The 15,131-nt window shown below is 54.6% G+C and carries 17 protein-coding genes and 1 pseudogene; 11 read left to right on the top strand and 7 right to left on the bottom strand.

Annotation, left to right across the window (positions count from 1 at the left end; all coding sequences use genetic code 11):
* Positions 1–141 precede the first annotated feature (141 nt).
* The 6 genes from J0X25_RS38435 to J0X25_RS38410 all read left to right on the top strand — a co-directional run bounded on the left by J0X25_RS38435 (position 142) and on the right by J0X25_RS38410 (position 5,522).
* A complete protein-coding gene (locus J0X25_RS38435; protein ID WP_226777037.1) occupies positions 142–1,026 on the top strand; it encodes an IS1595 family transposase in 885 nt (294 codons plus the stop codon).
* Between the two features lie 182 nt (positions 1,027–1,208).
* Positions 1,209–1,481, top strand: coding sequence for a hypothetical protein (locus J0X25_RS38430; RefSeq protein WP_226777036.1), 273 nt, complete (start codon positions 1,209–1,211; stop codon positions 1,479–1,481).
* A 71-nt stretch (positions 1,482–1,552) separates the two neighbouring features.
* Complete coding sequence (locus tag J0X25_RS38425) at positions 1,553–3,154, top strand: CocE/NonD family hydrolase (protein WP_226777035.1); 1,602 nt, start codon at positions 1,553–1,555, stop codon at positions 3,152–3,154.
* A 189-nt stretch (positions 3,155–3,343) separates the two neighbouring features.
* Positions 3,344–3,577 carry a hypothetical protein gene (locus J0X25_RS38420; RefSeq protein ID WP_226777034.1) on the top strand — a complete coding sequence of 78 codons (234 nt, stop codon included), beginning with the start codon at positions 3,344–3,346 and terminating at the stop codon, positions 3,575–3,577.
* A 39-nt stretch (positions 3,578–3,616) separates the two neighbouring features.
* Positions 3,617–4,033, top strand: coding sequence for a hypothetical protein (locus J0X25_RS38415; RefSeq protein WP_226777033.1), 417 nt, complete (start codon positions 3,617–3,619; stop codon positions 4,031–4,033).
* 100 nt (positions 4,034–4,133) lie between these two features.
* Positions 4,134–5,522, top strand: coding sequence for an ATP-binding protein (locus tag J0X25_RS38410; protein ID WP_226777032.1), 1,389 nt, complete (start codon positions 4,134–4,136; stop codon positions 5,520–5,522).
* Positions 5,523–5,883: 361 nt separating this feature from the next.
* Here the strand turns inward: J0X25_RS38410 and J0X25_RS38405 are convergent.
* Positions 5,884–5,985 (bottom strand): annotated as a pseudogene (locus J0X25_RS38405) (IS6 family transposase); the annotation flags it as partial.
* Positions 5,986–6,124: 139 nt separating this feature from the next.
* Between J0X25_RS38405 and J0X25_RS38400 the strand changes: the two are divergent.
* Positions 6,125–6,412 (top strand): PadR family transcriptional regulator, encoded by a 288-nt coding sequence (locus J0X25_RS38400; RefSeq protein ID WP_226777031.1) that lies wholly within the window; start codon positions 6,125–6,127, stop codon positions 6,410–6,412.
* A gap of 139 nt (positions 6,413–6,551) precedes the next feature.
* Here J0X25_RS38400 and J0X25_RS38395 read toward each other — a convergent pair whose 3' ends face one another.
* From J0X25_RS38395 to J0X25_RS38390, 3 genes are all read right to left on the bottom strand, one after another.
* A complete protein-coding gene (locus J0X25_RS38395) occupies positions 6,552–6,779 on the bottom strand; it encodes a hypothetical protein (RefSeq protein ID WP_226777030.1) in 228 nt (75 codons plus the stop codon).
* 167 nt (positions 6,780–6,946) lie between these two features.
* Entirely contained in the window at positions 6,947–7,099 is a 153-nt protein-coding gene (locus tag J0X25_RS40060; RefSeq protein ID WP_486606265.1) for a DUF7837 family putative zinc-binding protein, read from the bottom strand.
* 635 nt (positions 7,100–7,734) lie between these two features.
* Complete coding sequence (locus J0X25_RS38390; RefSeq protein ID WP_226777029.1) at positions 7,735–8,064, bottom strand: hypothetical protein; 330 nt, start codon at positions 8,062–8,064, stop codon at positions 7,735–7,737.
* A 527-nt stretch (positions 8,065–8,591) separates the two neighbouring features.
* On the opposite strand from J0X25_RS38390, the gene J0X25_RS38385 reads away from it, so the two are divergent.
* The 4 genes from J0X25_RS38385 (at position 8,592) to J0X25_RS38370 (ending at position 11,306) form a co-directional block, all read left to right on the top strand.
* Positions 8,592–9,173: a cupin domain-containing protein gene (locus J0X25_RS38385; RefSeq protein WP_226777028.1), complete on the top strand. Its 582-nt coding sequence runs from the start codon at positions 8,592–8,594 to the stop codon at positions 9,171–9,173.
* Between the two features lie 267 nt (positions 9,174–9,440).
* Positions 9,441–9,851, top strand: coding sequence for an ADP-ribosylglycohydrolase family protein (locus tag J0X25_RS38380; protein ID WP_345778481.1), 411 nt, complete (start codon positions 9,441–9,443; stop codon positions 9,849–9,851).
* Between the two features lie 510 nt (positions 9,852–10,361).
* Positions 10,362–10,883 carry a DUF7342 family protein gene (locus J0X25_RS38375; protein WP_226777027.1) on the top strand — a complete coding sequence of 174 codons (522 nt, stop codon included), beginning with the start codon at positions 10,362–10,364 and terminating at the stop codon, positions 10,881–10,883.
* A 9-nt stretch (positions 10,884–10,892) separates the two neighbouring features.
* Positions 10,893–11,306 carry a hypothetical protein gene (locus J0X25_RS38370; protein ID WP_226777026.1) on the top strand — a complete coding sequence of 138 codons (414 nt, stop codon included), beginning with the start codon at positions 10,893–10,895 and terminating at the stop codon, positions 11,304–11,306.
* Positions 11,307–11,992: 686 nt separating this feature from the next.
* Here J0X25_RS38370 and J0X25_RS38365 read toward each other — a convergent pair.
* The 3 genes from J0X25_RS38365 to J0X25_RS38355 form a co-directional block, all read right to left on the bottom strand.
* On the bottom strand, positions 11,993–12,628 hold the full coding sequence (locus J0X25_RS38365) for a helix-turn-helix domain-containing protein (RefSeq protein ID WP_226777025.1): 636 nt from the start codon (positions 12,626–12,628) through the stop codon (positions 11,993–11,995).
* Positions 12,629–12,723: 95 nt separating this feature from the next.
* Positions 12,724–13,815: a LeuA family protein gene (locus J0X25_RS38360; RefSeq protein ID WP_226777024.1), complete on the bottom strand. Its 1,092-nt coding sequence runs from the start codon at positions 13,813–13,815 to the stop codon at positions 12,724–12,726.
* Positions 13,816–15,033, bottom strand: a complete 1,218-nt coding sequence (locus tag J0X25_RS38355) for a CaiB/BaiF CoA transferase family protein (protein WP_226777023.1) — start codon at positions 15,031–15,033, stop codon at positions 13,816–13,818.
* Positions 15,034–15,131: the final 98 nt, after the last annotated feature.

Below are 15,131 nucleotides of genomic sequence, written 5' to 3'. Positions count from 1 at the left end.
CGACCACGAGACCCCGAAACGCCTAACTGACATCCAATGAATTATCAACAACGCTCTTCTGTAGGAGATTGTTGATACTGCTCAGCTATCGCTGTGGAATCGAAGAGAGCAAGGACACCGCGTCAGCGGTGTCCGTTAAGCATGATTCCGCTAGATGTGTTTGGGTCGGAATCGGTCGCAGCGGACCTGTTGGCGCAGGTTCGCTGGCGTAACGGTGTTACTTGCCCTCGCTGCCGTTCTGACCTGGCGGTCAAGAACGGCAGCTATGGGCACTTTCAGCGCTATCTCTGTAAGAATTGCGACCGCACGTTCAACGATAAGACCGGCACAATCTTCGCCCACTCGAAAGTCGCACTCAGAAAGTGGCTGTTCTCGATTTATGCGTTTCTTCGGTTTAACACGAGTCTTCGCCAACTTCAGCTAGAGATCGACGTCCAGTACAAAACGATCTACCAGCGCGTCGAGCGCTTTACGAAGGCGCTCGACGCGCCTTCGCTCGACCTCGTTGGTCCGGTCGAAATCGACGAAGTCTACGTTTCTGCAGGGCTAAAAGGCCGCGAGCGCGACCAAGAGTCGCGCTCGCGTGGCCTGTCCACACGTGGACGAGGATCGTACGATCAGGACAAAACGCCGGTGTTCACGATCGTCGATCGTGGCACCGGCGATCGATACGTGATCCCAGCGAAATCAGCCGATGAATCGACGATTCGGCTCCTTCTCGCAAACCGCGAGAAGGAGCCACTGACCGTCTACACTGACGGATTTCGCGCCTACGATCCACTTGCCGAGGACGACGCATTCGACCGCGAATACGTCGTCCACGGCGACGGCGAATACGCTGACGAAAACGTACACGTCAACACCTGCGAGAGCCACGGATCGCTGCTGCGACCGTGGCTCTCGCCTCATCGAGGCATCTCAAAAGATAAGCTTACACAGTATCTCCGAGCGTTTCAACTTCGACGCAAGCTACTGCGGAAACCAGGGAGAGAAGCCCTCAAACATGCTGTCAAAGCTACGCTGTGAAATCAACAAAGTGCTACACAAGAGCGTATCAACAAAAAGTCCTACGAACCAGATGATCTGAATTCGAAGGAGGAAGTCATCGAAGAGATTTACGAGGAACTCACAGAGCTTGGATTCTACGCCACTCACGACCAGATCGAAACTTGGACCCAAGACATCAGAGAAAATGCCGGTGATATAGAGTGAACAGAGCAGAGGAAGCAGAGTGGCTGCAGAAACTGATCCTGCTCGGAATCGGCCTCATAATCGGGAACACAGAGAATACCCTTGGACTCCCATACGACTCCCAGCTCAAGCACGCAATTGACCCAGTGAGCCTGCAGTATCAGGAATCTGCTCCCCTCGTACTTCTCATCCTGGTAGCGTTCTACGTTGGCTTTGAAGCACTGACCGAGAATATCCACATCGAGACAGTGTTCTTCTTTGAGCCAGAGCCTCACGATCTTGAGGCCTGACCTACCACTTATTATCCATAAACCACACTCTAACAAGAATTAACAGCGAAAAAACAATTGGTGCTTTGGCTATGGGTAACAAGCAACACCAATCAGATGGTGTGGCTCACATGACAGAGAAAGGAGACCCACTAAACAGGCGTACAGTATTGAAATTCCTCGGAATCGCTGCTACCGGAGCAGTTGGTGGTCCAGTTGCTCTTGATCAGATTACGACACCAGTTCGTGCAGCACCCTCGGTCAGCAGCGAGAAATACACCAAAGACAAAGACGTCGGTATTAAATCGTTCGATGGGATAAAAATTAAAGCCTCTCTCTACAAACCTACAGAAGAAGGTCCTCACCCAGCGATTCTAATGACCCATGGGTGGGGAGGATCTCGAAAAGGGGACGGGGAGCAGGAGCTTGCCGAGTACTACGCTGCGAACGGGTACGTGGTGCTAGTCTACGATTCCCGTGGCTTCGGTGACTCCGAAGGAAAAGTAGCCTCCACAAGTGAGCGGCATCAGAAAGATGCAAGTCAACTAATCACGTGGCTTGCAGGCCACGATCAGGTGATCACAGATAGTGAGGACAATCCTCGGATCGGGATGGATGGCGGTTCGTACGGCGGCGGTATTCAGTTCCGAACGGCTGCCTTCGACAACCGACTTGATGCAATAATTCCACGCATCACCTGGCATAATCTGGCTTATTCGCTTGCTCCAAATGGTGTGCTGAAGTGGGGTTGGTATTACCCACTCGTACTGGCAGTCCAAGGCCGAGAGATCCATCCTGAACATCAGGAAATATCCAACAGTATACAGAATACTATGGAAATGAACGAGGAGGCACGGAAGTACTATCGCACCCGGTCTCCGATTTCTTACTTGGATCAGGTATCTACACCAACACTCATTGTCCATGGATGGTATGATCGACTGTTCTTCCCGAACGAAGCGGTAGCAAATTTCCAAGGTCTCTCGGACGAAGTTGAGGATGGTCTTATAATCGATAATCATAGTGGCCATTTCCTTGGAGAAATCGACGAGACTGATGACCAGGCAGAGACTCAGAACAGGTTTGTTTCAGAAGCCGTTCTCAACTGGCTGGATGCACATCTGAAGGGTGACGGTGACCATGGATTAGCTAAGGTCAATCTGTACAATGAAGAAGAGGATACGTTCGAACAAGCCGATCAGTTCCCACCCAGTGACGTGACTGAGGAGACGTACCAGCTGTCAAGTGATAGGCCGCAGGGCTGGAAGGTTCAACTCCGCAATGAACCGGATCCTGACCGTGAGGTAGTCCGTATTGATGTGCCGGTGGAGGACGTATCGGAAATCCTTGGGACACCGAAACTGTCGATGCGAGTTGTACCAACAGGGAAAACAACACGGCTCGTTGCCGGGCTTGAAAAAGTATCAGATGGGTCTACATCGCTCATCAAAGAGCAGATCACTGCTGTAGAAGTGGATAAACCGACTCGTCTTGAACTCGAATTGCCAACGGTCCATGAAGTCCTCGACAATGGTGACTCACTACAGTTAGCGATCACTACCAGGGATTCACATCTCACAGTAGCCCCTTACACGCCTGAGACTGGCTTTTACGTTGATGGAGAACACCCATCTGGAGCAGTTCTCCAGAACAACCGAGGCCATCTAGCTGAGCTAACCCTCCCGATCCGGTAGGTACTCGTCATACTCATCTCTATGGCTCTAAATGACGAGATCGCCCCGCAGACGACAGAACCGCATTTCACTGAGCCAGTGAAGCGAGAACAAACCACGTACACTATCGACAGATACACTCATCGCGTTCCTGTCGATTGGTTCCTCGTTGCCGCCGGTGAAATTGACGCGTGGACCTACGAATAATACATGGCGAACGAACAGCAGTTCAATGAGAAGACCGTGAACCACGCTGTCGAAGCTGTGGATTTCGACTATGAGAGGAGCCGAAAGACGAACTGGCATTCCCGAACACACTACCTGCTTCGACTACTCAACTACGACGAGGACACCTACGAAGTGGTTGCTGTGACCCCAACTGATGAACGGAGCGATGTACTCGTCACCATCCAAGAGCGCTTACCGCATCTATCCACAGAATAGGCCCTGTTGATTTTCTTCCCCCACAACCTATCGCTTGGTATGTCTGTACATCACGTGGGATCTGAATGGACAGTCGAGTGGGCGACACCTACGCCAGGTGGTGATGGGTATCTGGATAACTTGGTGTTGAACCGTGACCAGGCACGTGACTATGGTGACGAGCTCGTGATGTCTTTACGCGTGGATGGAGAGATATTGCAAGAGCGGGGGATAGATCCTACCGAGCCGTTTGCGTGGCGGATTGAAGACGGGGAGTTGCTGATAGAGCAGATTTCGCGCAAATCGTTCGAAGCTGTTGCAGAGAGCGATCGGGACGATGCCGGGTATGCCAGTCAAGTACTGGACTACCGAGCAAGACGACGGATAAGCGACACACAGGAGCCGCCGGTCGGAAGCGAGACATTAGCCGTCCTTGAAGTCACCACGGCAATAGTGGGCTGTTTCTGCTGTCACTGAATTATATCTGAAGACAATCTCCAGTTAGTCTATTCTCAATTAGCCTATTCTGTGTTAGTCTATTCGAGAGTTTTATCTGGCTGGGCGGCAGTCAAAGGATATGGAGCGATTCGTGGACCGGGAGAATGAACTCAGTCGGCTTCGAGACTGCTACGAGTCAGACGACGCTGATATGGTCGTGATTTTCGGGCGTCGCCGTCTCGGGAAAACCGAACTCGTCCGCGAGTCACTAACAAACCGTGATGACGCCGTTCTGTACCAAGCGACTGAGACGACTCGGCAGATCCAACTGGACGCGTTCGTAGACGTAGCGGCTGAGTCGTTTCCGGGTATCGACCGGATTGAGAGCGAGTGGGAATCCCTACTCGGGTATCTCGCCGACCAAGATGCAGTCATCGTGCTGGACGAGTTCCCGTACCTGATTGACGCCGACGAGAGTCTTCCGTCGGTTATCCAGCGACTCTGGGATCAGGAGTTGCGTGACACGGGCGTGACGCTCGTGCTCGTGGGATCCTCGATCAGTATGATGGAGGAGGCAACACTCCTCGGAAACAGTCCGTTGTATGGCCGATTCACCGAGAAGATCGATCTCCGCCAACTCGACTTTGCTGCCGTGCGGACGTTCTTTCCCGAGAGCTATAGCCCCGAACAGTTGCTGTTCGCGTGGGGCGTGTTTGGCGGGACACCGTACTATTTGGACGGCATCGACCTGGGTAGTGACCTCGGAACAGTCATCCAGCAGTCGTTGCTGTCACGGCAGGGATTCTTGCATGACGAACCGGAATACGTGCTCCGTACTGAGCTGACGGAGCCGAATCGATACTTCGCCATCCTGAAAGCGATTGCCGCCGGGAATACCACGTCGAACGAGATCGCACAAACAGTCGGGATCGATGGCAAACAGATTTCGACGTACACGCAGAAACTGGAGCGGCTGCGACTGGTCGAACGTGAGGTTCCGGTGACAGAGGACAAGACAAAGTCACGCCGAGGGCGGTACCGGATTCTCGATCCGTTGTTCAGGTTTTGGTTCCGGTTCGTCTACGGGAACGAAGACCGCTACGAGCGATTGGGTGCCGACGCCTACGAGACGGTTATCGAACCGGAACTGGCGGATTTCGTGAGTCAGGAGTTTGAAAACCGCTGTCAGGACATCCTCCCGGATCTCTACCCTGAGCTGATGTTCACCGATATCGGCCGCTGGTGGTACAACGAGTACGAAGTGGATGTAGTTGGGTTTGATGCAGACGGGACGATGGTAACGGGTGAGTGCAAGTTCACGTCCGCGCCACTTGATTACGGTGCGCTTGCCTCGCTTGAAGACCACACAGAGGAGATCCGATGGTCGCCCGATGATGAGGTAGAACACCAGTATGCCCTGTTCGCGCGAAACGGGTTCACACAATCTGTTCGTGATGAAGCGTCGGACCGTGACGACCTGCAGTTGTTCACTCTCAAACGAATCGTTGACCCAGGTGAGTCAAAGTAGAACTACCGGTTGGGATTAGCAAAAGAGCCCATACATTCGAACTGAACGGGGTGATGGAGGAACCGCATCTTTGATATTGAAAACCGAGCAGACTGGTGGCCTATTCTTCAGAGTTGCCTGTTGTGATCTCGTCTTGAAAGGTGGATTCGTCGATGCTACTTTCGAAGGAGATCTCGAACTTGCGGGTGCTACTTTCACCGAAAGCATGACGTTTGAAAATACCAGAGTTGACGGAGTCTGTTATGCAGCAAATCTGCAGGCCGACGGAGAGGGTTCCAGGCATGTGCGCCGTACCAACTTCGATATACGGACCAGGCTTGTTCCGGCTCTACATGGAACCTTCCTTCGGTGACAGATATCCTCGAACGTTCTTCGAAAGCGAGAGACCATCAAGATGGAGTCGAATACAGAGCTCCATCAGTTGACGCGGTGTCGGCTCTCTCTCCACAAAACTCAAATCGATCCAGTCGCTCTACCCGCTGAGACGGTCGGTTTTCGGGAGTAGAACCGCAAAATCTTACCACCTCACTTTTCACGCTTAACGAAACAGCACTGACGCTGCCACCAGTGTTTTTAAGCCACTGATAACCATGAGTACTGATATGTATGATCTGACCGGGTTTCAGCGCGACCTGTTGTATGTTGTAGCAGGTCTTGAGGAACCGCACGGATTAGCGATCAAGGACGAACTCGAGAACTACTACGAGAAAGAGATCCACCACGGCCGACTTTACCCGAACTTAGACACGCTCGTCGACAAGGGACTAGTTGAGAAAGGAGAGGCTGATCGCCGTACCAACGTCTACTCAGTCACACGCCGCGGCACCCGTGAGATTGAAGCGCGACGCGACTGGGAGGACCAGTACGTAGACGACCTCGTCTCTGAATAGCGACGTGAGAGATTCAAGGTAGAGACTGCTCCCCGAGCAGCCGCAGATCCAAATACGGGTGTCGTGGAGCGGCTAAATTCCTGTGCGATACGGGAATCAGGTAGGAATAGCGACAGAGACGCGTTTCCCAGTCTCTACCTCAGGTTTTCGGGTGGTCGTATCGATCAAACTGATACTTGCCTGTCCGCATCACCCAGTACCGGCTATCAAACACGAGAAGATCCTCGTTGGTGACTACCTCCGAAAGGAGGTTCGGGACATCCGTATTGGAGATGCCGTGATCAGATACCAGGTCCGTGATTTCCTCGACGGTGGCTCCCGGGTTCTCCGCCACAACGTCCAGAATCTGGTCGGATTCCTCTGCCATCGGTCAGGGGATCCGGTGTTGGACGATCGTGTCTGCGCCGCAGGCAGGACAGATCTCAGTATCTTTGTCGACGGTGGTTCCGCAGCGTCGGCACTCGTATACGATCTCTGCTTGGGTTGTCCGGGACAGCAGCCTGTCTATACCTTCGAATATCATGGATATGAGGATCACTTCGGATTCACGACGTCACGGCACTCCGGGCACTCAGCATATACTGCCGGTCCGGTCTCGGTTTCGTACTCGAGAATCACATCGGATGTTGTGATCTCGGCATGGCAGAACGGACACGTACCGAGAGACGGTGGGTTTGCCGTGGACATGAGTTGAGGGAGATGATGTCTGATGAGGGGAGGGAGCGCGTGTGACTGTATCAGGGTGACGTGAGCGTCTCCCTCTCCACTCAGTATCGTACACGGATCGGTATATAGGCGATCCAACCGGGGTGAAACTGGAACGAGCGGAAGCAGGAGGTTATAGGTCAGGTTTGGAGGGAGATCGGGTTATCCACTACTGGCGACCTCGTCACGTGTCCGGAAGAACATGATGATGGCGGCTGCTGCGAGTCCCATCGTCACCAGTGCAGAGAGCACCTGTAGGTTGTAGGCCCTGACTTAGATAGTGATCCAGAGCTTGATCCCGGTCGCAACCGAACTACAGTATCAGAACGACACGCAGCAGAGCGCTGCCAGCAAAGCTCGCATTCCCGTCGCCGATCTCACGGAAGGCATCGAGACGATGGTTGCCTATCTCGCTGCTCACGACCACATCGACTACCGAATCACAGGTGCCTTTCCTCAAATCCGAGGAGGTCCGAAAGATCGTCGAGTAGTTCGGGTCTGACCGACGGCGTAGTCGCCCGAATCAGCCGTCATACTCGCGCGATGCTGGCATTCCCCGAGTTCCTACTTTCTGACTCGGTATTCTCTCGTAGCACTTGTTCGGTTTCCGAAACCCATCAGTGATCGTCCTGATCAGTCGGGAGCCAGAGACGGCCCTCAACCTCTGGCGCGTCGATATCAGGCAATGCCCGTAGCCCAGGTGCGACGATGTCACCCCACCACCAGTCCCGAAAGCCAGTAGTGAATCCCTTGGCGCTCGCGGCGACGCCGTTATGGCCGAGCGGGTAGTTTTCCTCGGGAACGAGATCGCTCATGATTTCGTCCTTCGTCGCGCCGTCGTGTTCGTGGATATACTCACGTGCAGCGGCGATCGCGTCGAAGCAGCCGTCTCGAGGCGCGTCCGACGGAAATTCTACACTGTCCAGCACATCCGAACTATCGGTCATATCGTATTTATTGGTCGTTGGCCACCAATACGTGTTGTTGCCGGCGGAGTCTTCGGCGAGTGAATTCAATCCGGCGACCTAGAAGCGAGTGAGTCGACACCAGCGATATATGTCTCCTCTTCGAAAGCGCGATCGACAACTTTGGTCGTGGGTTGTTCGCCACTAGATATTTGGTTATCAATTCTAAGACCGTATCTCTGCTAGTGGCTCTCAGATCACGAAGCAATGATAGTCGGTCTCCAATCTAAGATGTAGCGGTAGACGTGCCATCCTCAAGTGCGATCCAGAGAGGCCCTGACAAGAATCGATTGCTAGCTGCTCAGATCGCAGAGCAGTTCACCTGATGGGAGAGACGTGTAGAAAGCGCCGATCGATTCCAAACTGACCACTTCGTAGCGGTCCAGTTCCGTCCCATTCTTGATGTCTCTGTTCCTCTCTTCGTTCGTCTAATCCGAAAAGTGGTCTAAAAGATGAATAGGTAAGAAATATTGGTCTGTGGTACCATATTACATGACGAGTGAGTCTCGATGGTGTCACCAGACCACAGGAAAGCAGAACCCGCACTTGAAACCACTTTTGGGGAGCGGTTCGTACTCCGAGATACTGCTGCGGATACGGACGGGGAACTGTTACGGATAGATACGTATCTCGACCCTGGTGTACGACGACCGCTTCACAGCCATCCAAAGCAGAACGAACGATTCGTCGTTCACGAGGGAACACTCGGTGTCGCCCTCGAGGACTCCGAGGTCTTGTTGGAACCGGGAGACGAAAAATCGGTATCCGCCGGAACGCCGCACACGTTTTGGAACGCCGGAGATGACAAAGTCCATATGACGACTGAACATCGGCCGGCACTCCGGTTCGAAGAGTTCCTCCAGGCAATGGTGGAACTCGATCGGGAGGACGGTCTCGATTCTGACGGGATGCCCGCCAACCCGCTGGTCGGAGCGGTGCTGCTCGATGAATTCCACAATGAGATGCGACCGGCTGATATACCGGTCTCGATTCAACGAATATTATTCCCCGCTCTTGCCACGGTCGGTCGGAAGGTCGGATATGGTGTCCCCAACTATTCGAAGACAGATGAGAGGCAAGAACAAGTATAGATAAAGCAACTTACGGGTGTCGACACCAAGGGATAATCATTACTTCTTACATATTTTTGTAACGACAACCCGAGACAGCCCAATATTTGAAACAGCGTTAGTTGGGTCCACCACCGGTCCTCAAATACGCTGACCTTCCTCGGCGCACCTACTGATGCGCACGCCTACAGCCATCAGCGAGTTCGACGAGCAAACACCGAAGGACCAACGACGTTTCGAGTATATCCAGACCACAATAGTTAGCAACCAAATGTGTGAGTATCACGTATGGCGAACGACTGTCGATCACGGGCACAGGGAATCTTGCTGGGGCTGGCATGTGGCGATGCACTCGGACGCCCAGTCGAATTTCAGGGTCCAGACCGAATCAAGGAAACACACGGGCGGGTAACCGATATGCTCGCTCACGGGACCTACGGGCAGCCTGCGGGAACGGTCACCGACGACACAGAAATGGCACTCTCTATTACTCGCAGCCTCGCGGAACACGGAACATTCGAGCCTGAAGACATCGCTGCCCGATTCGTCGACTGGAAGCAGTCTGGTCCGTTCGACATTGGGATCCCGCCCTCAAGCGCACTCCAGAGAATCGATAACAGCGAATCGTGGGACGAGGCTGGCCACCGTGAGTGGGAGGCGCGAGCATGGAAGGCAACAACGCTGGCAACGATAGCCTGATGCGGTGTGCGCCGTACGCGATCGCGTATCGAGATGCTCACACGAACAGGTCATCGATGTGCGTCTCTACAAGGAACTTCCGGAGATCATCGAGAGGTAGTGAACAGCCAGCGATACTCAACTTACGAATGTAGTATCCCCAACTTTGATCCACCTAAATAGTAAAACGTTCCACAGAGGATGCTCTCAGAGTGTCCGAATTGTGACGGAGGGTTGGGAGAGAAAGTTACAAAATACGTCTCGGACGGCAAGGCGATAGCGGATTTCGTCTGTCAAAATTGCGATCACGAATGGTCGATATCGCTCTGACCAATCGAACCTCCGTCTTTCTTTTAAGCGAGACGCTCCATAAGCAACTGTAGTTGCCGCTCAGTACAGGGGGTGCCCATAACATGAATCCTTAGCAGTAGTTGGTATTACGGTTCTTTACTCAGTTTTTCAGTCGAAAAGATGGTATCAATTATATTATCTGGAGATAGATTTATTGCGCCGCCTCTATTACGGGGAGCCATGACCGACCAGAGCCCGGGTGTTGAAGCCTGGAAAGAACACACAACAGCGTTCGACCGGGTTCGATCAATTGCGACTACAGTCTCTAAACCGCGCCCGGTAGCGTATATCGCGGATGAGGCCCACGTCGCAGAGAATACAGCACGCGACCACCTTGAACGACTTGTCGCCCTGAACGTACTGCTGAAGACAGAACGCGACGATGGCGCGTTCTATTCCCCTGACCCGCTTCACACACGGATACAAACACTTCGGGACCTTCTCGAAGAGCATGACCGCGACGGGCTGATCGATTTGAAGATTGAGTTACAGTCCAAAATCGAAGACTGGGAAACTGACTATAACGCGGGCTCTCCCGACGAACTCCGTACCCGTGCTGCAGAGACGGATACCGCTTCGCAGACGCGAAATCTCAAGAAAACCGCAAGTGACTGGGAACTCGCACTCTATCGTCTCTCAATTCTTGAGGACGCGATCGAAAACTACGCAATGTACACCACCGACTTTCGCACATCCGCGTAGCGCCGGCAAATGGCTGACTCATACAATTCATCTGAAGCGTCTCATCGAGCACTTCGTGCAATCCAGCAAGAGCTTGAACGGCATCCAATAGTTACTGCCGTACAGGGGTTCGCAGAACTACGGGCAGACCTAGCGGTAGAGCGATGGGAGATCGAACGTGAGAATGCAACACTGACTGTTCACTGGTTTGCGGGAGAGACACCGGACGCACGCCCTGAGTTCGAGTTTCATTACAGCGATGAGGAGACCGATTTCGGATGGCACCACCATGAACAAGAGCATGTCGATGGGTGGAGGAATTTTCAGGAACGCGCTGGTGACGCCGGATATACATACGAACCACATACGTTCCAAGCACAAAACCCAGCGCAGTTCTCATGGGAAATCATGTCGCTGGTTTCTCCCAAATTAACCCCTGAATAAAGGAGCCGTGTTATCAACTATTGTTATTGACCTCGAATTCGGTGAGCGCATCGTCAAGATGAATAGATGCATCGTTGCTCATACGCACATAGCAAATCGTTTCTCGCGTTCACCAGAGAGAATCTCACCTACCACGCAGTATGAATGACCACAAAACCGATTCTACCCACTATTGATTCGCCAAATAGGACGGTGGACAGCGGTAGGGGTACTCGAGGTTTCTGTCTACCAATTTATCATCGGCGTAGAGACGCATATAGCCGCTACTCAAATTGTTCGGTAGAGAGGATGAATCCAACACCGGTCTGCACGCGAGCGAAGCGAGTACGGTTCTCGGACGACGATGATGATTGACTAATACGCCTACTCTTTGCTCTATTCGGGGTGTAGTTAGACCAAGAGAACCATTATGGAATCACCCGGTTTATACACAAATAATTTAACCGTTATAGATAGTTTCTTGTCATGAATAGAAGGTCGTTTATCTCGTGTGTTTCTGTAGGCGCTATTTGTTCGGTAGCTGGCTGTACTAGTAGTAGTGGCTGTAGCGGTATACATTTGGATTTTCACGCTGTCGATGCAGCGGAGATTGCCTCAGAGGTTGCCGAGTTATTTTTTAGAAGGGACTATCACATGCTATCTCTCTTCAAGTTGCCAAATTGCATCATTTTGTGTCCGCCCGCCGCCTACGGTTCACCGTGCCCCTTCAGGTGGTTATTCTCCTTGATGGCGCTCGTCAAGAGCTTTGACTGGGCCTTCCGGAGATGTTCGAGCGCCGTCGTTCGGTTGATTCCCAACTCGTCGGCGAGTTCTTCGCTACTAATCCCCCGCGGCCACTCGAAATACCCCTCCTCGAGCGCACAGGTAACGACCTCGAGCTGACGGTCGGTGAGCATCGATTTCGACTCTTCGAATTCGGTGAGCTTGCCGAGCGTGACGGTGCCGATCTGATTGAAATCGTCAATCATGGCCCGAAGATCCTCACGGCGGAAGAAGAGAACGGTATAAACGCGACGGTCCGCGAAGACATGGCTCTGCCGTCGAAGGACGCCGTGGTTTCGGTCGACGGCGGAGTACGCCCCACATGACGTCTTCGTGATCAGGTAGTTTGCTTCGTCGAGCCGTTCGATGTGGTCGACCTGTTCGGCGTCCTCGAAGAACTCGATGTACTCCTCGCAAGGCTCCTCCATCCGAATGGTAAAGGTTACGCGGTGGTCGTGAAGTTCCTCGATGTCGACGTCGAACGACGTGTCGAAGTACTCCGCGAAGTCGCTGAGTACGCAGGACTTCTCCTGTTGAAGGTGAATCTCAGCTTGGAACATCTACCTGATCGTACCGTGTGGTACTTGCTCCCATCGCATAATACTTGCCTAAGTACCACCCACCAATGGAGGCTCGAGTCGAGGATCGATCGGACTCAATCACCGAACTCTCGGCTCGCGAGAGCGAGGGCCTCGTCTAGTTCCAGTGGGCCGCGTTCGGCCAGCGTCGCTTTGAACGACGATACCATCTCGTCGTCGGGTTCGAGACCGGCGCGTTTGAGGAGTTTGCGCGCGCCGTCGTTCCCGGTCGGTTTTCCGAACACGAGCCGTCGTTCACCACCGAACGCCGCGGGGTCGAACGGCTCGAGTGTCGCGGGATCGCTCAGCATCGCTGCGGTGTGGATTCCCGATTCGTGTTCCGAGATCGCCTCGCCGAGGATTGCCTTCCGGTCGCCATACTCCTCGTTTAACGTGTCGAGTAAGTCTCGGCAGGCGGGGACGAGTTCGTCCGTCTCGATGCCGAGGTCGTCCCCGAGATCGACGGCGCTGGCGACGACGACCTCCTCAAGTGAACTGTTCCCCGCTCGTTCGCCCAAAGAGGCGACGCTCACGTCGGCCTTTGCGACGCCGGCGTGATACGCCGCCAGAACGTTTGCCGTCCCACAGCCCATGTCGTCGTGGAAGTGAACGCCGACACGGGAGAGGGCCACGTCATCGGCGAGTCGATCGAGCGACGATCTAACGGTCGCCGGCGTCCGGGCGCCGACGGAGTCCGCGAGGGTGACGAACGGGACTTTGGGGATCGTTTCGAATACCTCGACAAGGTCCTCGTGATCCGTCCGGAAGGCGTCTGCGAGCGTGACGTGGGGCGTGGCACCCCGTTCGTCGATGTAATCGACCGCTTCGGTCAGCATCGTTAGCATCTCCTCCCGGGAGGCGCTGAGGAGATGTTCGAGGTGTCTGTCGGAAACCGAGACGAACGTCTCGACGACATCAGCGCCTGCGTCGACCGCCGCATCGATATCCCGCTCGAGGGCGCGGGCCAGTGCCACGATCTTCGCGTCGGTCGTCCCGCTCAGTTCAGAGACGACAGTCTGATCCTTCTCGCCCGTCGCGGGGAAGGCGGGTTGGATGAACGGTACGCCGAGGTCGTCGAGCGCCCGGACGCTGTCGATCTTCTGATCGGCGGTGTACTCACGTCCCGGCATCTGATCGCCCTCTCGGAGTGTCACGTCAGTAAGCTGCATCTATATGATCCCCTCCTCCTCCAGTTCCGCGTACTCTTCGTCGGTCATTCCGAGTTCGCCCTGATAGACGTCCGCGTTGTGTTCGCCGTGTCCGGGTCCGAGGAACTCCACCTCGCCGGGCGTTCGAGAGAACTTCGGGATGGGTGCGAAGGTCTTGATCGATCCGATATCCGGATCCTCGACCTCGATGATGCTATCACGCGCTTGGAACTGCTCGTCCGCGAAGATATCGGCCATATCGTAGACCGGGCCGACAATGGCGTCGTGGGCCTCGAGGATTTCGGTTGCCTCTTCGGTCGTCCGCTGTTTCGTCCACTCCTCGATCGCCGCGTTGAGGGGTTCGTTGTTGTCGACGCGGGATTCGTTGTCCTCGAAGCGAGGGTCTTCGATGAGTTCGGGCTTGTCGATGGCTTCGGCGACGCGTTCGAAGATCTTCTGATTCGACGCGGACATCGTCATGTAGCCGTCGGCGGTCTCGTAGATGTTCCGCGGGGCGGTACTCGGGTGCTGGTTGCCGGTCCGTTCGCGGACGTGTCCCATCCGATCATAGGCCTCGACTTCGCCGAAGAACAGCCGCCAGAGCGGTTCGATGAGAGAGACGTCGATCACCTGTCCCTCGCCGCTCCCGCCGCGGCCGACGTCACGCTCGAAGATTGCCATCATGGTGGCCTGCATCGCGAACTGGGCTGCCGTCAAGTCCGCGAGGCTGATCGGGGGCAATAACGGTTCGCTGTCGGGGAAGCCGTTCGCGTGAGCCCACCCGGAGATGCCTTCCGCGATGGTTCCGAATCCAGGTTTCTGGGACTTCGGGCCCGTCTGGCCGTAGCCCGAGAGCCGGACCATGATCGCCTCCTCGTTGACCGCGTGGACGTCGTCGGGACCGAGTCCCCACCGCTCCATCGTTCCCGGACGGAAGTTCTCGAAGACGACGTCGGCGTCCTCGATCAACAGGAGGGCGATCTCGCGTCCGCGTTCGGAACCGAGATCGAGCGTGATACACCGCTTGTTGCGGCCCAGTGACTTCCAGGCCAGCGATTCGCCCTCCTCGGTCTTCTGGGGCCACTCGCGGATCGGGTCACCGGTCTCGGGATGTTCGACCATGACGACGTCGGCGCCGAAATCGCCCATCATCGTCGTCGCGAAGGCGCCGCTTATCATCCCGGACATGTCGATGACCCGGAGCCCGTCGAGGGGACCGGTTCGTTCTCGTGCCGTCATTTCCCTGACCCACAGCCCCGCGACGAAAGACAGTTGTTCCACCCAGTGTTGGCTGTTTATATACTCCATCGGTAGTAGTCGACTCGAGCCAGCCGAAT

It is taken from the genome of Haloterrigena alkaliphila, assembly GCF_017352155.2.
Taxonomy (GTDB): domain Archaea; phylum Halobacteriota; class Halobacteria; order Halobacteriales; family Natrialbaceae; genus Haloterrigena; species Haloterrigena alkaliphila.
Note: the sequence above shows the minus strand (reverse complement) of the source record. Positions and strands in the feature narration are given on the sequence as shown.